The 22260-nt window shown below is 63.1% G+C and carries 16 protein-coding genes, 1 tRNA gene and 2 riboswitches; of the genes, 13 read left to right on the top strand and 4 right to left on the bottom strand.

What is annotated here, in order from left to right; genetic code table 11:
- Nucleotides 1-123 precede the first annotated feature (123 nt).
- Nucleotides 124-588: a hypothetical protein gene (locus Q362_RS23435; RefSeq protein WP_157469878.1), complete on the bottom strand. Its 465-nt coding sequence runs from the start codon at nucleotides 586-588 to the stop codon at nucleotides 124-126.
- 364 nt (nucleotides 589-952) lie between these two features.
- Between Q362_RS23435 and Q362_RS0104630 the strand changes: the two genes are divergently transcribed.
- The 7 genes from Q362_RS0104630 to Q362_RS0104660 all read left to right on the top strand — a co-directional run bounded on the left by Q362_RS0104630 (nucleotide 953) and on the right by Q362_RS0104660 (nucleotide 9439).
- Nucleotides 953-1207 (top strand): hypothetical protein, encoded by a 255-nt coding sequence (locus tag Q362_RS0104630; protein ID WP_028317736.1) that lies wholly within the window; start codon nucleotides 953-955, stop codon nucleotides 1205-1207.
- A 26-nt stretch (nucleotides 1208-1233) separates the two neighbouring features.
- A complete protein-coding gene (locus Q362_RS24200) occupies nucleotides 1234-1566 on the top strand; it encodes a hypothetical protein (RefSeq protein WP_028317737.1) in 333 nt (110 codons plus the stop codon).
- Nucleotides 1502-1939, top strand: a complete 438-nt coding sequence (locus Q362_RS24205; RefSeq protein ID WP_211248443.1) for a M10 family metallopeptidase C-terminal domain-containing protein — start codon at nucleotides 1502-1504, stop codon at nucleotides 1937-1939. The genes Q362_RS24200 and Q362_RS24205 overlap by 65 nt, the downstream gene beginning before the upstream one ends.
- 110 nt (nucleotides 1940-2049) lie before the next feature.
- Nucleotides 2050-4623, top strand: coding sequence for an ABC transporter transmembrane domain-containing protein (locus tag Q362_RS0104645; RefSeq protein ID WP_084312284.1), 2574 nt, complete (start codon nucleotides 2050-2052; stop codon nucleotides 4621-4623).
- Entirely contained in the window at nucleotides 4623-5978 is a 1356-nt protein-coding gene (locus Q362_RS19130) for an HlyD family type I secretion periplasmic adaptor subunit (RefSeq protein WP_051553665.1), read from the top strand. Before Q362_RS0104645 ends, Q362_RS19130 begins: the two co-directional genes overlap by 1 nt.
- Before the next feature lie 30 nt (nucleotides 5979-6008).
- Nucleotides 6009-6995: a hypothetical protein gene (locus tag Q362_RS19135; RefSeq protein ID WP_051553667.1), complete on the top strand. Its 987-nt coding sequence runs from the start codon at nucleotides 6009-6011 to the stop codon at nucleotides 6993-6995.
- Between the two features lie 425 nt (nucleotides 6996-7420).
- On the top strand, nucleotides 7421-9439 hold the full coding sequence (locus Q362_RS0104660) for a hypothetical protein (protein WP_157469880.1): 2019 nt from the start codon (nucleotides 7421-7423) through the stop codon (nucleotides 9437-9439).
- 225 nt (nucleotides 9440-9664) lie between these two features.
- Here the strand turns inward: Q362_RS0104660 and Q362_RS0104665 are convergent.
- Nucleotides 9665-9742, bottom strand: a tRNA-Pro gene (locus Q362_RS0104665).
- Between the two features lie 220 nt (nucleotides 9743-9962).
- Between Q362_RS0104665 and Q362_RS19140 the strand changes: the two genes are divergently transcribed.
- The 4 genes from Q362_RS19140 (at nucleotide 9963) to Q362_RS0104685 (ending at nucleotide 14467) form a co-directional block, all read left to right on the top strand.
- Nucleotides 9963-11147 carry an AI-2E family transporter gene (locus tag Q362_RS19140; RefSeq protein WP_051553669.1) on the top strand — a complete coding sequence of 395 codons (1185 nt, stop codon included), beginning with the start codon at nucleotides 9963-9965 and terminating at the stop codon, nucleotides 11145-11147.
- A 210-nt stretch (nucleotides 11148-11357) separates the two neighbouring features.
- Nucleotides 11358-12158: an undecaprenyl-diphosphate phosphatase gene (locus Q362_RS0104675; RefSeq protein WP_028317741.1), complete on the top strand. Its 801-nt coding sequence runs from the start codon at nucleotides 11358-11360 to the stop codon at nucleotides 12156-12158.
- Between the two features lie 8 nt (nucleotides 12159-12166).
- Nucleotides 12167-12790 carry a DedA family protein gene (locus Q362_RS0104680; RefSeq protein WP_028317742.1) on the top strand — a complete coding sequence of 208 codons (624 nt, stop codon included), beginning with the start codon at nucleotides 12167-12169 and terminating at the stop codon, nucleotides 12788-12790.
- 207 nt (nucleotides 12791-12997) lie between these two features.
- Nucleotides 12998-14467 (top strand): DegQ family serine endoprotease, encoded by a 1470-nt coding sequence (locus Q362_RS0104685; protein WP_028317743.1) that lies wholly within the window; start codon nucleotides 12998-13000, stop codon nucleotides 14465-14467.
- 96 nt (nucleotides 14468-14563) lie between these two features.
- On the opposite strand, the gene Q362_RS22030 is transcribed toward Q362_RS0104685, so the two are convergent.
- Entirely contained in the window at nucleotides 14564-17809 is a 3246-nt protein-coding gene (locus Q362_RS22030; protein ID WP_051553671.1) for a PAS domain S-box protein, read from the bottom strand.
- 158 nt (nucleotides 17810-17967) lie between these two features.
- Nucleotides 17968-18150: riboswitch (cobalamin riboswitch) on the top strand.
- 150 nt (nucleotides 18151-18300) lie between these two features.
- A riboswitch (cobalamin riboswitch) is annotated at nucleotides 18301-18484 on the top strand.
- Nucleotides 18485-18608: 124 nt separating this feature from the next.
- On the opposite strand from Q362_RS22030, the gene Q362_RS0104700 reads away from it, so the two are divergent.
- Both Q362_RS0104700 and Q362_RS22035 read left to right on the top strand, forming a co-directional pair.
- A complete protein-coding gene (locus tag Q362_RS0104700; RefSeq protein WP_084312290.1) occupies nucleotides 18609-20648 on the top strand; it encodes a TonB-dependent receptor plug domain-containing protein in 2040 nt (679 codons plus the stop codon).
- A 52-nt stretch (nucleotides 20649-20700) separates the two neighbouring features.
- A complete protein-coding gene (locus tag Q362_RS22035; protein WP_051553673.1) occupies nucleotides 20701-21486 on the top strand; it encodes an energy transducer TonB in 786 nt (261 codons plus the stop codon).
- A gap of 6 nt (nucleotides 21487-21492) precedes the next feature.
- Here the strand turns inward: Q362_RS22035 and Q362_RS0104710 are convergent, their stop codons facing one another.
- The gene (locus tag Q362_RS0104710; RefSeq protein ID WP_035215645.1) at nucleotides 21493-22230 is read right to left on the bottom strand and encodes a UPF0280 family protein; all 738 of its coding nucleotides are present in this window, start codon (nucleotides 22228-22230) and stop codon (nucleotides 21493-21495) included.
- Nucleotides 22231-22260 lie beyond the last annotated feature (30 nt).

Raw genomic sequence — 22260 nt, forward strand, 5'->3', positions numbered from 1 at the left:
AGGATAAACCGCTTCATAATTTCACCTGCCAAGTGAGTTTTTAGGACAGGCGGATATTGCAATATTTTTACTGAAATTTCAATATGTTGATTTTAACTTTGCGTTGATTTTGTAGATGTTTTTTCACTGAACCAGGTTATAGCCCAATGTTACAGTTGTTGATGTCAAATGGTTTTCGATAGATAGCCCGCCAGTATCAACCACGCCAACGAACAGGTTGGCGACAGCGCCGGGCGAAGCGGAAATTACCGCTGTCGGCGAGGCGTCAATTCGGGCGTCATCCGAGCTTGTCGGAGTATGACCATCCCACACCCAGTTTTCGTTCGTGTGCCAACTAGAATCAAACGAGCCCACCCAATTGACGGAACCAGCAAATGCGTTGGTGCAATGGGGAGATAGATGCGAAAAGGCAAAAACACCTATTGACAGAGCAAATTTATACAACCCGCTCAGGGAGACGGCATTCCCTCCGTCGGCCAAGCATGGCAGATGCTCCTTTTTCAATGAATATACCTGATATTGTTCCAGTATGTTCGGCAGTCTCTTTTGATTGTCGCAGCAATCCACTCCTCTTTTCATTGTCGACAAAATGACACCTCCCTGTTTCCATGTATTCTTCCAGGATGATCCCCTGCCTCGCAGTTCACTCTTAAGACAGAAACACGGCGGAATGAAAGTAAAATGTGACCCTGAATCCACGAAAGACCATCTCAACCGATAAGACTGACCCATTTTCAGCTTTGATAGCCTCGAAAAAAATGCTCTTGTCAGCGGGGCAGGCAATGATATTTTTGCCGTCAGCGGTGAAAACCTAGCAGACGACATCTATAGAGGTGGAGAAGGGGGCGCCGATATTATTTTAGGTGGAACAAAGGACGGCACTATCCGGATTCATGATTCTCAAGGAGAGAATACCGTCGAAATTATCGATGGTGGTGGTGGAAACAACATTTTGGGCGGTACAGCGTTGGCAGACACTTTGGACCTCAGCAAAACAGAATTGAAAAATATTCAGCGAATCGAAACATTATGGACGGATGACACCATTCATCTGAGTACGAAAACGCTTAATGGGTTGTCCTCTGGATGCATCATCGACTGTGGCGAAGGCAGCGACATCATTCTAGGTACGGAAGAAGCAGACAACCTCGACCTGAGCAATGTCACGATAAAAAATATAGACAAGGTCGCCATGGGGGGGCGGTGACGACACTGTCAATGCCTTAGAAGCAAATGAAGGCCCGGAGGGATACCGGGGCGGCGCCGGCAGCGACACTTGACACTTTAGACGGCCAAGCTGTTGGTCGAGGGCTGAAGCTTTATGGCGAAGCTGGTGAAGATACTCTTTACGGCGGCAAGTATGACGACACCCTGACTGGCGGGGATACGGTCCAGGCGTCGGTGACCTATGCTCTGGGCGCGCATGTCGAGAACCTGATCCTGACCGGCACAGCGGCGATCGACGGCACCGGCAACGCATTGAACAACACGCTGATGGGCAATGCCGCAGCGAACCGGCTCGACGGCGGTGCGCAACGATACCCTGTCCGGTGGCACGGGCAATGACACGCTTGTTGGCGGCTTGGGCAACGACACCTTGACCGGCGGCTTGGGCAACGACATCTTTGTGTTCGACACCGCCCTGAACGCGACGACCAACAAAGACAGCGTGACAGATTTTGTCGTCGGCCAGGACAAGATCCAACTCGACAAGGACATCTTTACCGTGCTGACGGACGAGGGCGCGCTTGCCGCGGACTCTTTCCTGGCCAGTGCCGCCGGCACAGCCGCGGATGACAACGACTATTTCCTCTACAACACCTCCTCCGGCGCCTTGTTCTACGACGCCGACGGCAGTGGCGAGGGTGTGGCGGTGCAGTTCGCCACCCTGACCACCAAACCGAAAATCACGGCCAACGATTTCCTGGTGGCCGCCTGATCGCTCTCCGATACGAAGCCGGCAGGGGCGCCTCTCCGCACGGGAGCAAGGCGCCCTTGCCGTGCGTTTGTGCCCGGCCCATGCACTGAAAACGAATTGGAGAGAGGAACATGCCGGAGAGGAAGACGGGAGAGTCAACCGGCCACCAGCCCGGCCTCCTGGCCTGCTGTCGGTTTCTGGCCCGGCAGACGGGCAGGGAGGCCTTCGCCGAACAACTCGCATCGCTCACGGAACATCCGGGCGCCGAGGGACGGAAGACAACCCTCGACCAGGTCATCCTGCAGGCGCGTCACGCAGGCTTGCAGACCGTTATCCTGCGGCCGGACGCCAAGCAATGGACCTCCCTGGCGCCCCGCCTGCCAGCGGTGGCGGAACTGCGCGATGGCCGGTATGCCATTCTCAGTCACCTTGACTGCGCCACGACAGACGTTCCGGAAACATTCACCCTGCTCATTCCCCAGACCGATGGCCCGCCCCGGACCGAACACGTTTCGTTCCAACGGTTCCAACAGGCCTGGGCCGGCGGCCTGCTCTTTTTCGACCAAATCAACACCGCCCTGGTCTGCTTTTCGATCGTCGCCCGGGAACACAAGATCGAGTTGACCCAGGATCGCCTGGTGCACGAATACGGCCTGTCCAGGGACGAGATCCCGCGGGATACCTTGCTGCGCATGGCCAAGGAACTCGGGCTCAAGGCCAGGGTGTTGCGCCTGGACTGGCAGGGCCTGCTGGAACTGAACAAGGCCTATCCGGCGATCGCGATCCTCAACAACGGCCGCCATGTGGTGCTGGCCGGCATGCAGCGCGGCGGCCGGGAAGAGGAGGAACCGCTCCTTGCCTGCTACGATCCCCTGGCCGGCGCGGGCGGAGGGTATCTGCGGTTGCGCCGGGAGGAGTTCACGGCCCTCTGGTCCGGTCACCTGTATGTGCTCAAGCGGGTCTACAAACTCACCGACGAATCCCAGCCCTTCAGCCTGCGCTGGTTCATCCCCGAGATTCTGCGGCAGAAGCTGACCTTCTTCGACATCGCCCTGGCGGTGCTGTTCATCAACGTCATCGCCCTGGTCACCCCGATCTTCTTCCAGATCGTCATCGACAAGGTCCTGGTCAACCAGGCCTTCACCACCCTGCACGCCCTGGGGATCGGCATGGCCGGCGCCCTGACGGTCAATGCCGGGCTCGATTTTCTCCGCGATTACCTCCTGCTCCACGCCACCAACAAGATCGACCTGCGCATCACCGGCCGGACCTTCCGCCACCTGCTCCACCTGCCCCTGGACTTCTTCGAACATGTCGCCGCCGGCGTGCTCACCCAGCACATGCAGCAAACCGCCAAGATCCGCAATTTCCTGACCGGCAACGTCTTCCTCACCATGCTGGAGGCGACCTCGCTCTTCGTCTTCCTGCCGTTTCTCTTTTTCTACAGCCTGTCGCTGACCGGCATCGTCCTGGTGTTCACCGCGCTGATCGCAGGGGTGATCGGCGTGCTGATCGTGCCGTTCCGGCGGCGGTTGAACGCCCTGTACGAAGCCGAAGCCAACCGGCAGGCGATGCTGGTGGAGACCATTAACGGCATGGCCACGGTCAAGGCCATGGCGATCGAACCCCTGCTCCGCCAGCAATGGGAAACCAAGGTGGCCCGCGCGGTCAGCATGCAGTTCCGGGTCGGCAAGATTTCCATCACCGCCAAATCGCTCACCCAGTTCCTGGAGCGGATGATGACCGTGATCCTCATCTGGGTGGGCGCCAGTCTCGTCTTCGACGCCACCATGACCGTGGGCGCCCTGATCGCCTTTCAGATGCTGGCCGGCCGGGTGACCTCGCCTCTGGTCCGACTGGTCGGCCTGATCCATCAATACCAGGAAGCCGCACTCTCCGTGGAAAAACTGGGACTGGTCATGAACGCCAGGCAGGAATGGGGTGCGGACCGCCACGGCGCCCGGCCCTCGCTGCAGGGCGACATCGTTTTCGACCGGGTCAGCTTCCGCTATGCCCCCGATCTCCCCAATGCCCTCCAGGAGATCTCCCTGACCGTCCCCGCCGGTTCCACCCTGGGCATCGTCGGCCCCAGCGGTTCCGGCAAGACCACGCTGACCCGCATGCTGCAGAAGGTTTGTTTTCCCTCGACCGGCACGATCAGGATCAACGACTGTTATCTCAACGAGATCGACACCGCCCACCTGCGGCGGCACATGGGGGTGGTGCTCCAGGAAAATTTCCTGTTCCACGCCACGATTGCGGAAAACATCCGTGCCGGCCAATCCGCCGCCTCCCGCGAACAGATCATCCAGGCGGCGCTGCTCGCCGGTGCCGACGAATTCATCGTCACCATGCCGCAAGGGTACGACACCATGCTGGAGGAAGGAGCCAAGAATCTCTCCGGCGGGCAGCGCCAGCGCCTGGCCATCGCCCGCGCCCTGCTGACCTCGCCGGAAATCCTCATCCTCGACGAGGCGACCAGCGCGCTCGATCCGGAGAGCGAACGGATCATCCGGGAAAACCTGGTGCAGATCGCCAGGAACCGGACCGTGCTCATCGTCTCCCATCGGTTGTCCATGCTCAAGGATGCCGACAGTATCGTCGTGCTGCAACGGGGCGTCGTGGTCGGCCATGGCACCCACAGGGACCTGCTGCAGGCATGCCGGTTGTACAAAAAGCTCTGGCAGCAGCAGATGGAACTGTGATGCAAGAGCCGAAACACGCACAAGACATTCTCGAATACCAGCCCGATGCGGTCGAGATCGAGGAGCGCCCCGTGCCGGGCAGGGTCCGCTGGGTGCTCTATCTCATCCTGGCGGCCATGGTCCTGACCGTGGTCGGCGCCATTGTGTTCAAGGTGGACCGGATCGTGGTCGCCCAGGGGGAATTGATCACCAACACGCCGACCATTGTCGTGCAATCGTTGAATACCGCCGTGATCCGCACGATCGACGTCCAGGTGGGCGATGTGATCGAGAAGGACCAGGTGCTGGCCACCCTGGACCCGACCTTCGCCACCGCCGACCTGAGCCAGTTGAGAAAACAGAAGCTGACCCTTGGCGTGCAGATCCGGCGGATCAGGGCCGAGCTGGCCGGCGCCGCGTTCACTCCCCTGCCCGAGGAGGGCGAGGACGGCACGCTGCAGGAGCAGATCTTGCGGCAGCGGCGCCTGATCCTGGAGAAGAACAAACGGATGACCGACGACAAGATCGCCGCCCTGCGGTCCAAGTTGGCGCTCAACGCCGTCCAGCGCCAGGGCCATGAGCAGCAACACAAGCTGCTGCGCGATGTCGAGGGAACCGCCGCCAAGCGGCCGCAGCAGGACGAGGAATATCGCCTCAGGCTGCTCGACGCCCAGAAGGCCCGGTTTCAGGCGGCCAATGCCATCGACAGCCTCCGGGCCGAGGAAGAGGTGACCCGCAACGAACTCAGGCAGGCCCAATCCGACTGGCAGCGGTTTGTCGAGGAGCGCAACGGCGAGCTGATGGAACAGGAGGTCGCCTTGCGCAACGACCTGGAAAAGGTGCTGGAAGAGTTGCACAAGGCGACGCGGATGCATGAGCTGATCTCCCTGCGGGCGCCGGAAAAGGGCATTGTCCTCAAGATGGCCGAACGCTCGGTGGGCTCCATCCTCCAGCAGGCCGAACCGTTCATCATCCTGGTGCCGTACGGGAGCCTGCTCGAGGCCGAGGTCAGGGTCGAATCCAAGGATATCGGCAGAATCCGCACCGGCGATACGGTGCGGATCAAGTTCGACGCCTTTCCCTTCCAGCGGCACGACACCCTGCCCGGCACGGTGCGGGTGATCAGCGAGAATGCCTTTCAGCGGGGCGATCCCCAGGCGATGATGCATCCCGAACCGGACCAGGAACCGGTCGAGGCCTTCTACCGCACCAGGGTCGCCCTGCTTGCAACCCAACTCCGCAACGTGCCCGACGGATTCCGGCTCATTCCGGGCATGAAGGTCCGGGCCGAAATCAAGGTCGGGCACCGTTCCGTCATCTCCTATTTTCTCTATCCGGTTATCCGCGCCCTGGACGAAAGCCTGCGCGAGCCCTGATCCCCCCTCACCCTTCGGATGATCGAGCCAATGGATATCCTTTTCTCCACAATCGCCGGCACAGCGCGCCTGCTTGTGCCGATGCTGGCCGGTTTGTCCCTGTTGACCGGCTGCGGCGCCTCGACCGGCATTCCCGGCCATGGTGGCGGCAAACGGTTTGCCATCGAGCAGGAACTGGTCGCCGCCGCCACACGGGCGGCAGTCAAGAAAATCGACCTCGGAGCGATTCGGGGCAGGAAGGTCAACCTGTTCGTCAATGCCATCGGCGATACCGGCGCGGGCAATCTCGTCGGCGGCCGGTTCTCGATCGTCTCGCAATTGCGTGGGGATTATATCCAAACCGCGCCCGTCACCGAAACATCGGTGTATCCCAGGTACGCCACCACCTCCTCCACCTCTTCGGCAACAGGGGGCACCAGCGCCACGCAAACGACGGAAACCCTGCTCGCCTCCCCGGTCTCCACGCAAACCCGGCAGGAGGGCGGGGCGACGACCGTGCAGGCGGGGGTGGAGTATAAGGGCATGGGAGCGTATCACAACTCGGAGGAGATCACTTCAGATGACCTGCAGTACCTTTCGGCCCTGATGCAGACCTATCTTTTCCTGAAGGGTGTGTCCATCGTTCCTCCTTCCGAGGCGGAGGTCGATGTGTATATCACCGTTGATGTCTTCGGGACCGTCTACACCCGGATCGACTGGTTGCTGGCCAACAACGAGATCCTTCGCGCCAAGACCGTGCTCGAGGTCCTGGCGGTGGACCACTGGACCGGCGACCTGCTGATGCCGCCGCAGTCGGCAAGCGCGGAGTCGGAATACAACGAACAGTATGTGTTGTGGGCCGGTCCGGTGAGCATCAGGAAATCGCTCCGCGACGCCGAATCGTTGCTGAGCGACTTCACCGATCTGCAGGAGACGCATTCGGCCGCGTTGCCGGTCGCACGGGAAGAACAGGCGCCCTATCCGTTCCAGTACCAAATAGAGACAAAGGGAATGCAGTCGATGACCAGGCAGAACTGAAGTATTCCCAGGCAACAGGGCTGCGCTGCCCGTTCCAGTCGTACGTCGTCATTCGGCCGGAATGAATGCCGGGATTCCGGGCCGCTCCGGAAATCTTCCCTCCCTGATCCATGATCAGTTTCCGACCTCCTTTCTGCATTCGTCCGAAGATTGTCGGCATATCGATTTCTCCATGTGCACACCTCCCCGGAGCAGATTGAAGGCTGCGGGAATGGCCGGGGTTTCGCTGTCGTCCGGACGCAAGAAATGCCCTCCCTGCCCAAGAGGAACGATGACACCTGATCGCACCATGTTCTCCCTGTTTTATCTTGACAAGAGATTTAGCCAGTTCTAATAAATTAAAAATAATCTAACGCGATGGTCGCGGGTTCTATCGTCTTGCCATCGCCTGCTTGGCTGCACCTATTAAACAAGGGGACTTGAAGATGAGTACACGAGAGGAATTGGAAGAACGGGTCGATGATTGCCAGTCAAGCGATGAGTATGTGCAGGTGGCCACGGACATCGTCAGCGATTTGGATGATCGCCAGTGGGCCGCCGAGGTGTTGGAAAGCGGTGCCGAGTGGGCGGCGACCGCCGATGAAATGCTTCCATTCGCCGACTGTGCCCTGCGTGTACTGAACGACCCCGAGTTGGGGACCCGGTTTATGACCCGGGCGAGGGAGATGTGCCGCACCCCGGCGGAGTTGAGCAAGCTGGCGGATACTGCCGCGGCTGCCGGTGATTCGCAGACTGCCCGGGAGCTCTACCTGGCGGCGGCGGAGAAATGCGCCACTCCGGTGGAAATCTTTTCTTTGGCCCGTACCGTTGGGGAGCGGCCGGAGAACAGCGAACTGGCCGCCGAGATTGCCGCCGTGGCCACCACCCGATGCACAAAATGCAGCGATTTCACCGAGCTGGCCGAGGCAGTGCTGAAGGCGGGCGGGGATCGGGATCAGGTCAAGGACCTGCTTGCGTCAGCACGCCAGGTCTGCGCTTCGGTGGCCGATTTCCAGACCTTGGCCGGCACCGTCAGCAGTCTGCTGGAGGATCGGCCCCTGGCTCTGGGTCTGATCGGCGAGGCGGCCCAAAGCCTGGAAAAGAGCGCGGATCTGTCTGCCCTGGCCGATTTCAGTGCCGATTCGTTGCAGGATCAGGCCACGGCCGTCCGGCTGTACCGGGCAGCGGCCGAACGCTCGAACTCCGGCGATGAATTGATCAAGCTGGCGGAAACGGTGATGGCCAAGGTCAACGACCGGGAACTGAGCCTGGAAATCTATCGCCAGGCGGCCCAGCGACTTGCTGGTCATGCCGCACTGATGCGATTGGCGCAATCGGTCCTGACGGTGACCGGCGAACAGGACATGGCCGATCTCTGGTACCAGCAGGCGGGTGATGCCGCCGACAACGCCGAGCAGTTGATTGCCGCCGCCACAGCCATGGCCGAAAAAGTGAACAACCGCGACACGGCCTGTGTCTACCTGCGCAAGGCCGAGGGAATGGCCACGACCATGACCGCCTTTGCCGCCGTGGCCCAGGCCATTCTCGCCATGACGGATGATGGCGCCTGGCGCGCTGCTGTTGAGCGTCAACTGGCGAAGCGGGAACAGTTCAAGGAAGAGTACGCCGCCTTCATGAAACGAGAGCAGGAATGCCTCACCTGTGCCTGCTTGCGCAACCTCGCCCGCGATGTCCATCAACTGAGCGGCGACGTGGACTACTGCCGCCGCCTCTATGTCAAGGCCCAGCAGCGGGCCACCTTCTTTGAGGATGTGCTGGCGGTGGCCGAAGGGGTTGCCCGTCATGTCGGCGACAACGACTGGATAAGCGATATTCATCAGCGCCTGCTCCAGCGCCGCAATGATCTGGTCAGCATCAACGCGGTGGTTGCGCAGATGGTGGCGTTCCTCCCCGATGGCCGCAATCGCGCCCATGCCCTCTACCGGGCCAAGGAAGCTGAATGCGAAAACTCGGGTTGCTTTATACGCCTGGCGGTCAGTGTCCTGGACCTGCTCGGTGACAAGGAGCGCAGCCGGGAACTGTACCGCGCCGCCGAACAGGCTGCCGTCACCCCGGCCGAGCTGGTGTTTCTGGCCCGCTCCATTGAGGAGCGCCTGCAGGATCGCGTCTGGGTGGAATCCCTCTATGAACGCGTGATGGGGCTGTGCCGTACGGGCCTTGAGTTTGTCGCCCTGGCGAAGGCGGTCGCCACCAGCCGGCTGTGCTCGCTCGACTTGATGCGTCTTCTCCATGAACGTGCCGAGGAGTCCCTGTGCAAGCCCGATGATCTCCTGTTGCTGGCTGAATCCATAGCCCGGTTTTGCGCGGATGCCCCTTGGAGCCGACGCCTTTATCAAAAGGCGGTGCTCACCGAGGGCGGTCGAGATATGCGCTTTGCCGCCGCCGAATCCATCATCCGTAACCTCGGTGACCGCGGCTTGGCCGCTGCCATCCGCGCCCTGTAACCGGGACGGCAAAAAACCGACAGGTCTTTTCGGGTAACGCTCCGTACGTAAGGATTGGTTCTACATTGTACTCTTTATCTCAACTCGCTTGTGATAATCCCCGTGAACGCCACACCGGTCCATTGCCCCTTGCGTGTGAGCCCCCTGTTACCGGCATGTCCTGTTTTGCTTGCATTTATTTAACAAAAAAGGGTTAGCTTCGAAAAGCTAACCCTTTGATATTGCTGGTCGGGGCGGAGTGATTCGAACACTCGACCTCCTGCTCCCAAGGCAGGCGCGCTAACCAGGCTGCGCTACGCCCCGACAGTGATGGCAGTCCATACGGAGGGACAAATTTACTACACCATCCATCCTGCGCATGCAAGCCTTTTCCCGGAAACAGACAGGGAAAAAGAGCGGTAATCCCGACCCATGCATCGTGCGGCGGCACCTGGCGTTCCTGCTGGCCCATGCCGCCCTGCCGAACGCAAGCAGCCACATTCGGCTGGCGCAATTCCCCGGTTCTTCTTACAATTGAACCGGAATGAGCTGCTGCCGGATCGAGCCGGCCAGCAGCATCGACGAGCAGCCCTTCCCCGGAGCCCCCATGGCCGCCCCCCCTTCCCTGATCCAGCGCATCACTTTTCTCCTCATCAGTCTGGTCTCCGCGCTGATGCTCGGCATGGTCCTCTGGCCGTTCTGGACGCAGCTCTTTCTCGCCTTTCTCCTGGCCAGCGTTTTCCGGACGCCCTACATCCGGCTTTGCGCCCGCATTCGCGCTCCCTGGGCCGCCGCCTGTCTCACCTGCCTGCTGATCACCCTCTGCGTCTTTCTGCCGCTCCTGTTCTGCATCGGCGCGCTCTCCGCCGAGATTCCCGGCGTGATCAACCTGATCAAGGAAAATGACGTGCTCCTCCTGCTCCAGCAGAACCTGCAAAGCAGCAGCCTGGTGCACCGGATTGACGACCTGCTCGCCGGTTTCGGCATCCACATGGATTTTGAGCGTCTTCTCGGCCTGATCTCCGATCTTTCCACCACGGTCGGCGTCTTCGTGTACAATCAGGTTTCGGGATGGGCCGCCAACATCGTCCGGTTCGTGCTTCAGTTTCTGCTCGTGATCGTCGGCGTCTTTTTCCTTCTGATCGAATTCGACCGGCTGACCGACTTTCTTCTCCGGCTCTCGCCGCTGCCCGAGTCGCAGAACCGGTTCCTCATCGATCGATTTTCGGCCATCTCCGGCGCCGTCCTCGTCGGCAACAGCGTAAGCGGCCTCATTCAAGGGGTGTGCGGCGGCATCTACTTCGCCGCGATGGGGCTGATCTCGCCGGTGCTCTGGGGATCGGTGATGGCGGTGGTGGCCTTCATGCCGATCGTCGGCATCGGTCTGGTCCTGCTGCCGACCGCCCTGATCCTCGTTCTCAAGGGCAGCGGTTGGCAGGCCCTGGCCACAGTGCTGTTCTATCTGCTGCTCACCTTTGTCGTCGACTACCTGTTCAAGCCCAAATTCGTGGGCAATCGGGCGAATCTGCCGCCGCTGCTCGTCCTGCTGTCCATCCTCGGCGGCATGAACCTGTCCGGGGTGATGGGGATCATCTACGGCCCGCTGGCCCTCACCGCCTTCTTTACCCTTGTCGATATGTATCTCCTCGAATATCAGCCCTACTTCGATCGCAGGGGGGCAAGCGGGCGCCACGATGCGCCCGCCGACACGAACGAGTGGCACCCCTGACACCGGTCTTCCCGTTCACCGTATCCCCTTGACAGGGCCTGGACGATCAGGTAACAGGCAGAGGGCCTTGCCGGGCCGTGGATTCTGGCCGGCATCCCGCGGAACGCCCGACGTGCGCCGGCTCCGGACAGCGGTGCCGTGAGCAGGCAGGGAGGGGCGCCCGTTTTTCCGGACGCCTGTCCCTCTCTTTCCTTGATGACGGAGTACTCAATGGAGTTTTTCGCGCTGATCCAAAGCATCGTTCTCGGCCTGGTCGAGGGCCTCACGGAGTTCCTGCCCATTTCCTCCACCGGCCACCTGATCATCGCCGGCGATCTGCTCGCCTATACGGGCGAGCAGGCCAAGACCTTCGAGATCTGCATCCAGTTGGGCGCGATCCTCGCGGTCTGCTGGCTCTACCGGCAGCGGCTGCTGCGGGTGGTAGCCGGACTGACCCGCGAGGCCGGCGCCCGGCAATTCGCGCTCAACCTGGTCATCGGCGTCCTGCCGTCGGCTGTCTTCGGCCTGCTGCTGCACACGATGATCAAGGAGCACCTGTTCAACCCGGTGGTGGTGGCCCTGGCGATGATTGTCGGCGGCCTGGTCATTTTCCTGGTCGAGCGGCGCGAACGCAAGCCCCGTATCGCCGAGGTCGAGCAGATGCGCGCAAGCGACGCCCTCAAGGTCGGTTTCGCCCAGGTGTTCTCCCTGATTCCCGGCACCTCCCGCTCGGGGGCGACGATCATCGGCGGCATGCTGTTCGGCCTCTCCCGCAAGGCGGCGACGGAATTTTCCTTTTTTCTCGCCATCCCCACCATGTTCCTGGCCACCGGCTACGACGTCTACAAATCCTGGCATGCGCTGGCCCAGCAGGACCTGCCCTTCTTCGCCGTGGGCTTCGTCACCGCCTTTCTCAGCGCCCTGGTGGCCATCAAGGGATTGATCCGCTACGTCGCGCACCACGACTTCACCATCTTCGCCTGGTACCGGGTCGTGTTCGGTGCCCTGGCCCTGTTCTATTTCCTCCGCTGAGTTGCGCCATGATCACCGAATTCATCACGAACGTGGCGGTCTGGATTCTCGAGACCACCGCCTATGCCGGCGCCTTTTTCCTCATGGCCCTGGAAAGCATGATCGCCCCGGTCCCCAGCGAGGCGGTGATGCCCTTTGTCGGCTTTCTGGTTGCCGACGGCAAGTGGGACCTCTGGCTGGCCGTGCTGGCCACCAGCCTGGGCTCGTTGGCCGGCTCGCTCGCCTCCTACTGGATGGGCTATTACGGCGGCAAGCCGCTGGTGCTCGAGGTCGGCAGGTATCTGTTGCTCAACCGCCACGACCTGGAACGGACCGAGCGCTATTTCCAACGGCGGCAGGGGCTGTACACCGTGTTCCTGGCCCGCTTCATTCCGGTGATCCGCCACTTTATTTCCATCCCCGCCGGCATGGGCAGGATGCCGCTGGTGCCGTTCATGCTGGTGTCGACCATCGGCGCCACCCTGTGGAACGGCTTTCTTCTTTTCCTGGGCATGCGGCTGCGCGAACACTGGACCGTGGTGCAGAAGTATTCCCACCAGGTCGACATCGTCATCGTGGTGGCGGCCGTGATCGGTCTCGGCTGGTTCCTCCGCACCCGGCTGTCCGCCCGCAAGCGCAGGCTCGACAACTAGCGTCCGGGCAAAGAATCCCCGGTGGGGCGGACGGCCATTGCGCCGCTTTTGCCGGAGGGATCGCCCCTTTCCGCCGCCGTTCCTCTTGACGAACCAAGGGCCCGGTATAATGTTCTTGCCAGCATTGCCTGGACCTGCCGCATGCCGTCAACGAACCGTTCATGCCGCAGGACGCCCTCTTTTGCCATGATCGAATGGAGCAACCACATGGACAAACCAACCGGATTCAATCGCCATTCCGTTCTCGCCTCCTGCCTGCTCTGCCTGATGTTGCTGGCCGGCGGCCATCATCCCGCCTTTGCCCAGAGCGACGACGACCTGGCCCTGCTCGACCGTTCCGCCAAGGCCTTTTCTTCCGTGGTCAAGAAAGCCGGCCCGGCGGTGGTCTATGTCGGGGTGGAAAAGGAAACCGCGGCCAAGGGCATGGCCCAATTCCCCGACCTGTTCAACGATCCCTTTTTCGAGCGGTTTTTCGGCCCGCAGTTCCGCCATCCCCGCACCAATCCCAAGCAGCAGGACAAGCGGACCTTCAAGCAGCAGGCCGCCGGTTCCGGCTTCGTCATCGCCAGCGACGGCTATATCCTGACCAACAACCATGTAGTCGAGGATGCCGGCAAGATCACCGTGCGCCTGGCCGACAAGCGTGAATTTCCCGCCAAGGTGGTGGGCACCGATCCCCAGTCCGACGTGGCGGTCATCAAGATCGAGGCCAACGACCTGCCGGTCCTGCCGCTCGGCAATTCGGACAACCTGGAGGTGGGCGAATGGGTGATCGCCATCGGCAGCCCCTTCGAACTGAGCCAGACCGTCACCGTCGGGGTGGTCAGCGCCAAGGGCCGCAACCGCATGGGCATCACCGACTATGAAAACTTCATCCAGACCGACGCCGCCATCAACCCCGGCAACTCGGGCGGGCCGCTGCTCAATATCCGCGGCGAGGCCGTGGGCATGAACACCGCCATCTTTTCTCGGAGCGGCGGCTACATGGGCATCGGGTTCGCCATTCCGATCAACATGGCCAAGTCGATCGAACAGCAGCTGCGCAAGGGCGGCAAGGTCACCAGGGGCTGGCTGGGGATCATGATCCAGGATGTCAACGAGGACCTCGGCAAATCGTTCGGCGGCAAGGCGGGCGGCGCCCTGGTCACCGAGGTGAGCGACGATTCGCCGGCCAAGAAGAGCGGGCTGCTCCAGGGGGATATCGTCACCGCCATCAACGGCGAGCAGGTGATGGATGTGGCCGATTTGCGCAACAAGATCGCCATGACGCCGCCGAACACCGACCTGAAACTGCGCATTCTGCGCGACGGCGCCGAAAAGGACCTGGTGGTGACCGTCGGCGAGCAACCGGCCGACATGGCCTCGATCGCCAAGAAGATGACCGGCTCCACCCTGAGCGAACTCGGCCTCACCCTCCAGGATCTGACCAAGGAGGTCGCCGAACAGTTCGGCTATGCCAAGGATCAGGGCGTGCTGATCGCCGATGTCGAGGCCGACAGCCCGGCCGCCGAACTGGGCTTGCAATCCGGCATGCTGATCGAGGAGGTCAACCGCGCCAGGGTCCGCAATCTCAAGGAGTTGCAGCAGGCCCTGAAAAAGGCCGGCAGCGCCAAGCAGGTGCTCCTGCGGGTCCGTTCGGGCGAGCGGAGCCAATACGTGGTCCTGCAGGTCAAGTAGGTCCGCGGCCGCATCGGAGCCGTACCACGAAGAAAAGCCGGCATGGGATTCCATGCCGGCTTTTTTGTTGCCGGGGCGGCGGCATGACGTCCATGCTCAGGAGGATGCCCCCTGCAAGCAGCGCTCGATTTCGTGCAGCAGCGTTGCCATGCTGAAGGGTTTCTTGAGCAGGGGGATGGGAGGGCCGCCTTCTCCGGAAAGGATATCGGCGGCATATCCGGACATGAACATCATGTTGATTCCCGGACGGTTGGCCACAATCCGCCGGCTGAGTTCCCTGCCGTGCATGCCCGGCAGGACGACATCGGTGAGGAGCAGGTCGATCCGCTGGTCGCGGTCGGCGGCAATGGCCAGCGCCTCCTCCGGGGTTGCGGCCGCCAGTGGAATATAGCCGCTTGCCGCCAGCATGTTGGCGATCAGTTGGCGGACCGTGGCTTCGTCCTCGACCAGGAGGATGACCGCGGTCCGGGTCGCCGGCGGCGGTTCGATCCGTTCCGATGCCGCCCCGGGATCTTCCTCCCGGCAGCGCGGCAGCACGACCCGGAAGGTCGCGCCAGAGCCCAGTTCGCTCTCGACCAGCACCAGTCCCCTGTTCTGGGTGACGATGCCGTAGACCGTCGCCAGGCCGAGACCGGTGCCCTTGCCCGTTTCCTTGGTGGTGTAAAACGGCTCGAAAATGTGCTGCCTGGTTTCGGGGCTCATGCCGCAGCCGGTGTCGCTCACGGTGAGCTGCACATACTCGCCGGTCGTCATGTCCGGATACCTGCTGACGAATGCCTCGTCCAGGCGGACATTCGCGGTGGCCACCAGCAAGCGGCCGCCGTTTTCCATGGCGTCGCGGGCATTGACGATCAGGTTCATGATCACCTGGTCGGCCTGGCCGGGATCCATGTGGACCGGCCACAGGTGTTCGGCCAGATCGATTTCGAAGCGGATGTCCTCGCGGATCAGCCGGCCCAGTCCCTTGTGCGCGCTCCTGACCAGATCGTTCAAATCGAGCACCTGCGGCAGGATCGTCTCCTTGCGGGAAAAGGCGAGCAGCTGCTGGGTGATGTCCCGCGACTGGCTGGCCGCCTTGGTGATCTGGGAGAGGTAGGCGCGCATCTTCTCGGGAGCAATGGCGGTGTTCTGCATGAGTTCGGCATAGCCGAGGATGACCAGCAGCTTGTTGTTGAAGTCGTGGGCCACGCCGCCGGCCAGACGGCCGATGGCCTCGAGTTTCTGGGCCTGGCGCAACTGGTCCTCGAGCCTGCCCTTTTCCTTTTCTTCCTCTTTTTTCCCGGTGATGTCGACCATGATGCCCCGCCGCCAGCGCGGTCGGCCCTGGTCCGACACCACGGTGACCAGGTCCCGGACCCACAGGATCCGGCTGTCCCTGGCCAGGAAACGGTACTCCAGGGCGTGATCCTCCCCCTTGGCGGTGCCGGCCAGGGTCAGGGCATGGATGCGTTCCCGATCCTCGGGGTGGAGGTGCCGGAGCCAGAACCCCTCGCCGTACCATTCCTGCACCGGATACCCGAGCAACCGCACCGCCTGCTTGCTGACGTAGGTGAAGGCCAGGGTCGCGGCATCCGCCTCCCAGACAATGCCGTCCACGGAATCGACCAGATTGACGAAACGGGCCCGCTCCTGGCGGAGTTCCTTTTCGATCAGTTTCTTCTCGGTGATGTCCCAGGCCACGCCGAGCACACCCATGAGCTGGCCCTCACCGTCGTACACCGGCGTCTTGATGGTTTCGAACAGTTTGCGGTGCCCGGCGTCGGCGAAGACGACCCATTCCTCGTTGGTGCTCGGGCCTCCGGTGGCAATGGCCCTGCGGTCGTAGCTCCGGTAAAAATCGGCCACTTCCGGCGGGGAAAAGTCATAATCGGTCTTGCCGATGAGCTGCTCCTCCCTGGTATCGAACACCCGTTCGAAACGGGCGTTGCAGAACAGGTAGGCCCCGTCGGGATCCTTCATCCAGATCATGGCGGGAATGGTTTGCAGCAGCTGCCGCAGCCTGGCCTGCTCCCGCTCCAGGGTTCGTTGCACCTGTTTCAGCTCGGTGATGTCGCGGGCCATGAAGAAGAGGCATTCCTCGCCCCTGACCCTGACCGGGGTCAGGAACAGTTGGACATCCCGCCGCGCGCCGGATTTGGTTGTCAGGGCGAAGGCGTAGTTCTCCAGCCGCCCCTGCCTGCGGACGATGGCCGTGGCTTCGGTCCTGGTCGCCGCTGTCCACAGTCCCAGTTCCAGGGAGGTCCGGCCGACCGCCTCCTCGCCGGTCCATCCCGAGATCCGGGAGAATCCCGTGTTGACTTCAAGAATGCGTCCGTCCTCCAAGCGGGTGATGCCGGCCATGTCCGGCATCAGATGGAAAAAGGAGGCGTATTTCTGTTCGGAAAGCCGGTATTCTTCCTCGGCCCGCCGCCGTTCGGCCATCTCCCGGCGCAGCGCCTCGTTGCGCCGCCGTTCCCGGGCGGGTTGTGCCGCCAGCCACCAGACAAAGGCCGCCGCCAGGCAACTGTTGCCCAGGCCGATGAAAAAAAGCGGCGAATCGGCGGCAACGATCTCGGGCCAGCCTCCCTTGGGGATCGCGGCCAACTGCCACGCGCCGCCGGGCACCGACACCGGCAGGCAGACCGGCTCGCGGGCGAACAGGGACGCCTCGCCCCACAGCAGGGCACCGGCCCGCTCCCGGTCGTCCATGGTACGCAGGCCGATTTCCAGGGTTGTGGCCGACCGTACCTCACCGGCGTCGAGCAGGGCCTCGAACCGGGTCACCACCGAGACCACCCCCCAGTAGCGCGCATCGGTTTCCCTCCCGCTTTCCGCGGCGATGAACACCGGCACCCGGGCGATCAGGCCCTTGCCGCCCTGGACCAGGTCATGGGGCCCGGAGAAGATCGGCCTGCCCGCCCGCATCGCCTGAAGAACGGCGGCCTCCTGTTCGGGAACGGCGGCATAGCGCAGGCCGAGCGCCTGCCGGTTGCCTTCCAGGGGATAGATCAGGGTGATGGTATTGTCCGGGGCGGCGGCGATATTGCGGATGGAGGGCGAGCTGGCGATGGCCTGCCGGGCCAGGGCGTTGAACAGTTCGGGGCTGATGCCGCCCTGGTAGGCGATCACCTCGGTGAGGCCGGACGTGGCGCTGAAGACGGTATTGACCGCCCCTTCCAGGCGGGCGCGGATGGTGGCGAGTTCCAGGATAACCTGGCTGCGGATGTCGCTCAGGCGTCGTTCCCGGTCCAGCCGCCCCATGTTGAGGCTGATCAGGACGCCGGCCGCCAGGATCAGGCTCGCCAAGAGCCAGGGGATCCGGGCGAGCCGGACAGCGTACTGCCATCGGCGGAGCCGTGTCACAGTGCCTCCAGACAATAGATTGATTCTCTTGTTTTTTTTCGATCCCGCCGGCACGACCCACGGTTCAGGCCAGGATACCAGGGAAGGCCCCAAAGTCAAGGGCCATGGCGCCGGCGGCCGCGCCGTCATTTTTCTCTTGACGTGAACTGCGACATCGGTTCTAGGAAGCACGTTCGGGTGTTCATCGTGAACTGAAAAGGGAACTCCGTGCAAATCGGAGACGGGCCCGCCGCTGTAACCGGGGACGAACGCTGCACCATGTCACTGACCTTCGGGTCGGGAAGACGCAGCCGGTAGGACGAACCGGAAGTCAGAAGACCTGCCTGAACGAACGGGAGACGGCCGCGAGGATGGCCGCGCTTTCTGTTTTTCCTGTCTGTGGATAAAAAAGGGCTATCCCGGATCGATTCGTCGATCCGGGATTTTTTTTGGGGGAAACCATCCGGGAAAAGGACGGACGAAACCTTTTTTGGCTGGAGGCCTTCTCCCGGAAGCACACAAGCGCATCAGGTGCTCGGCAACGAGCTGAAAAGGGAACCCCGTGCGAATCGGGGACGGGCCCGCCGCTGTGACCGGGGACCGCGACCGCATGAAACCACTGCCCCACGGGGCGGGAAGGCGCGGTCAGCGGGACGATCCGGGAGTCAGAAGACCTGCCTGATGGAGATGTCACGGCATTCCGCGGACAACGGAACGGCCACGGGTCGCGTGGAGAAACAGGGAATCTCCAGATCGATTATCATCGGTCCGGGGAGTGTTCGCGCCTCGGACGCACAGTTCCATCCATCTGGAGGTTGCAATGAGGACAATGAGATACACCCGACGTTTTCTTCTGGCGCCGTTGTCCCTGGCGGCGCTGCATGCGGCGCTGGCCGGGGCCACGGATATCGAGCCGACGGTCATGGACGAGGTGGTGGTCACGGCGACCAAAACCGAGGAGACCCGCAGGGCGATCGTCAACAGCGTGGTGCTCAAGGACGCCTACGATATCGAGGAGGCGCCGGCGACCTCCCTCGGCGCGCTCCTGGCCAACGAGCCGGGCATCGACTGGCGCACCCGGGGCAATTACGGCGGCGCCGCCGAAGAGATCCACCTGCGCGGCATGGGCGGCGACGGCACCTTGGTGGTGATGGATGGGGTGGTGCTCAATTCGCCCTCCCTCGGTTCGGCGGATGTGAGCCAGATCCCCCTGAACAGCATCGAGCGGGTGGAGGTGGTCAAGGGACCGGGCTCCCTGCTGTACGGCTCCGGCGCCATGGGCGGCACGGTGAACGTCATCGGCAAGCAGCCCAAGCGGGAGGGCTTCGTCGCCAGGGCCGAGGCCGGCTACGGCACCGAACACACCTCCCATCTGGCGGCGGAAAACGGCGGCTTCGTCCTGGGCGACTTCGGCTACTACCTCACCCTCAACCGCAGGGAAACCGACGGCTTCCGCGACAACAGCGATCTGACCCACAACGACGCCACGGTCAAGCTGCTGCTCGACAAGGGCAAGCAGTTCCAGGGCAGCCTGGACGCGGGCATCGTCGACCGCGAGTTTGGCCTGCCCGGCCCGCAGCCGCCGTCGGGAATCATCCCGTTTCTGCCTTTTTACAACGGTGATTCCGCCATGTTGCTCGATCGGGGCGAGGACGAGAACAGCCACGCCGCCTTGACCTTCAAGGGGCAGGGGACCGAGTGGTGGGACTGGCGGGTCAAGGGCGACTGGGCCAACCTGGACGCCACCACCGTCAGCCGCTACAGCGGCGCCGGCAGCGACACCGATGTCACCAACACCGTCAAGGGGCTGGAGGGCAACCTCGACCTCCACGCCTTCTCCCGCCGGGTGGGCCTGCTGGTGGGCAGCGAGTACCGCAATTTCGACTACGACCACGAGCAGCAGGCCCTGGACGCCGCCGGCCGGCCGGTCGCCGGCAGCCGCCAGGCCGAGTCGCACCGGGTGTTCACCAACGGCACCTTCGCCGAGCTGAGCCTCAAGCCCGTGGACCTGGTGAAGCTGGTGGGCGGCTACCGCTACGAAACCCATTCCCTGTTCGGCCACGAGGATGTCGCCCGTTACGGCCTAGTGCTGACCCCGCTGGCGGACACGGCCATCAAATTCAACCGCGGCCAGCATTTCAAGGCCCCGACCATGAACGACCTGTTCTGGCCCGACGACCTGTTCACCAAGGGCAACCTGGACCTCAAGCCGGAAACCGGCTGGCACACCGATGTGACCCTGGAGCAGGGCGGGCTTTTGGGCGGCAAGCTGTTCGTCTCGGCCTCCTGGTTCCAGTGGGACATCGACGACAAGATCAGCTGGGCCGAGGACCCGAACCAGCCCAGCCCCATTTGGGGCAACTACTGGACGCCGGCCAACGTCGATACCTACCAGGCCGACGGCTGGGAGCTGAGCGCCAGGATCGGCCCCTTGTACGGGGTGCAGGCCGATTTCGCCCTGACCCTGCTCGACGCCGAGGAACAGATGCACCACGGGGCCGTCAGGCCGGCCCGATACACCCCGGACACCCAGATCAAGGCCCAGCTGAGCCATGTCAGCGACTTCGGGCTGACCTCGGCGGTGACGGCCCGCTACACGAGCTCCCGGCCCGGCTATTACGAAAGCGACACCGACGGGAACGCGGCCATCGAGCTGGATTCCTACTGGACCGTGGACGTGAAGCTGCAACAGGTCCTGGCCACCCACTGGACCGTCACTCTGCTGGCGGCCAACCTGCTGGACGAGGACTACGACACCTATCTCGCCGGCTTCTCCGACCAGGCCACCGGCGCCTACACCCAGCAACCCTATCCGGGCGCCGGCCGGAGCCTGTTCGTCTCCCTGGCCTACGCCTGGTAGGGGGACGGCCGCGGCGGACCTGGCCGGGGATCGCACTGGAACGGAGGGCGACATGGAGCACATCCTGACGGATCAGGGAACCCTGATGAGCATGGGGAGCAGGGAAGAGGCGATGCGGACGCCGACTGGCCAACGGCGGCCGACCTGGCGGCTGTCCCTGGTCGGGGCCATGCTGGTCCATGCCGGCCTGCTCGCGCTTTTGCAGGTTGCGCCGGATGAAGGGCGACGTGCGTGGGGACCGGAGCCCGAGGTGGTGACGGTTTCGCTGCACGCTGAGGCGCCTGTTTCCGCGCCGGCAGCGGTCCAGCCGCCGGCGCAGCCGGAAACCGCCCCGCGTCCGGTGGTGGCGGCCCGCCGCGAACGGCAGGCTGCGCCGACACCTCCTTCGATAAAACCGGCACAACCGGCGCGGTCAGCGGCGTCGCCCGCGCCCGCCCAGACTGCGGCTGCATCGTCTCCGTCCGCGTCCGAAGCGGCGGCCACGGCGCCGACTCCGGCGCAATCCGCAGGTGCTCCCGGCCAAGCCGAATCAGCGGCAACCGCATCCGGTCTCGAACCGGCCGAGGTGCCGGCCCGGCCGCGCTATCGCGACAATCCGCCGCCGACCTATCCCGAGCGCGCCCGGCGGCTCCGCCTGGAGGGCACGGTGGTGCTGGCGGCCCTGGTCGATGGCGGCGGCACGGTCGACGATCTGGCCGTGCACGCCTCCAGCGGCCATCAACTGCTTGACGACGCCGCCCTGAGGGCGGTGCGGGGCTGGCTGTTCGAGCCGGGGAAGCGGGGCGGCCTGCCGGTGACCATGCAGGTGTTGGTACCGGTGCGGTTCGCCCTGCGCTAGGCGGGGTTATCCCTGGAAGTCGGAACGGAGGTCGCGGGTGATCTTGCTGCGGGCGCCGGTGTCCTGGTTGCGGACCAGCTCCGGCAGGCGGCCCCAGAGGCCGATCTTGCCGTTCTTGACCGCCAGGATGCCGTCGATGCCGGGAATGGCGCCGACCCGGTCCAGCGCCGGGGTGAGATCGCGTTCGTGCTTGATCAAGTTGCAGACCAGGGTGACGGCGGCATCGGCGAGCGCCCCGTCCTTGGCCACCACCGTGCCCAGATCGCACTGGCCGAGACTCAGCGAGTGGCCCATTTTCGAGGAGGAGGAGCACAGGGCCATGGGCAGGTCCGCCGGGTCGATGCGCAGAGCCAGCCTGGAGCCGATGGCGTTGTCGCCGGCGTACAGGCCGATGGTGACCTCGCGGCCGGAATGGATGAAGATATCGCCGCCGTTTTCGACGATGGCCTCGCGGCAGCCGGCGGCCATGGCCGCCTCCGCCCCCATCTGCGCCAAGGTGCCGGCCACGGCGGCCATGGGACCGAGCCCGGTCAACTCGGCGGCGGCGGCCATGCGGATGGCCGCCTCGGGCGGATCGTCCAGCAGGGCGACCGGCACCAGCGAGGTGAGAAATTCCGGGTGGCGGCCGATATAGCGCTCCAGCCGGCGCCGCTCCTCGACCACGGTCCCAGTCACCAGGTCAAAGGCCTCGCAGGCCACCCGCAGGTTGGTTTCCTTCCAGGAAAAAGAACGGTAGACGCGCATCGGCAACGGGGCAAAACCGCCGGGTTCCCC

The sequence above is a fragment of the Desulfobulbus elongatus DSM 2908 genome (genome assembly GCF_000621145.1).
Lineage (GTDB): Bacteria > Desulfobacterota > Desulfobulbia > Desulfobulbales > Desulfobulbaceae > Desulfobulbus > Desulfobulbus elongatus.

What these genes read in the sequence shown, in the direction of transcription:
- Q362_RS0104645 (WP_084312284.1), top strand. Translation starts at nt 2,050, where the DNA reads ATGCCGGAGAGGAAGACGGGAGAGTCAACCGGCCACCAGCCCGGCCTC.
- Q362_RS0104680 (WP_028317742.1), top strand. Translation starts at nt 12,167, where the DNA reads ATGATCACCGAATTCATCACGAACGTGGCGGTCTGGATTCTCGAGACC.
- Q362_RS22035 (WP_051553673.1), top strand. Translation starts at nt 20,701, where the DNA reads ATGGAGCACATCCTGACGGATCAGGGAACCCTGATGAGCATGGGGAGC.
- Q362_RS0104700 (WP_084312290.1), top strand. Translation starts at nt 18,609, where the DNA reads ATGAGGACAATGAGATACACCCGACGTTTTCTTCTGGCGCCGTTGTCC.
- Q362_RS0104685 (WP_028317743.1), top strand. Translation starts at nt 12,998, where the DNA reads ATGGACAAACCAACCGGATTCAATCGCCATTCCGTTCTCGCCTCCTGC.
- Q362_RS0104675 (WP_028317741.1), top strand. Translation starts at nt 11,358, where the DNA reads ATGGAGTTTTTCGCGCTGATCCAAAGCATCGTTCTCGGCCTGGTCGAG.
- Q362_RS24200 (WP_028317737.1), top strand. Translation starts at nt 1,234, where the DNA reads ATGAAGGCCCGGAGGGATACCGGGGCGGCGCCGGCAGCGACACTTGAC.
- Q362_RS19130 (WP_051553665.1), top strand. Translation starts at nt 4,623, where the DNA reads ATGCAAGAGCCGAAACACGCACAAGACATTCTCGAATACCAGCCCGAT.
- Q362_RS19140 (WP_051553669.1), top strand. Translation starts at nt 9,963, where the DNA reads ATGAGCTGCTGCCGGATCGAGCCGGCCAGCAGCATCGACGAGCAGCCC.
- Q362_RS24205 (WP_211248443.1), top strand. Translation starts at nt 1,502, where the DNA reads ATGCCGCAGCGAACCGGCTCGACGGCGGTGCGCAACGATACCCTGTCC.
- Q362_RS0104660 (WP_157469880.1), top strand. Translation starts at nt 7,421, where the DNA reads ATGAGTACACGAGAGGAATTGGAAGAACGGGTCGATGATTGCCAGTCA.
- Q362_RS19135 (WP_051553667.1), top strand. Translation starts at nt 6,009, where the DNA reads ATGGATATCCTTTTCTCCACAATCGCCGGCACAGCGCGCCTGCTTGTG.
- Q362_RS0104710 (WP_035215645.1), bottom strand. Translation starts at nt 22,230, where the DNA reads ATGCGCGTCTACCGTTCTTTTTCCTGGAAGGAAACCAACCTGCGGGTG.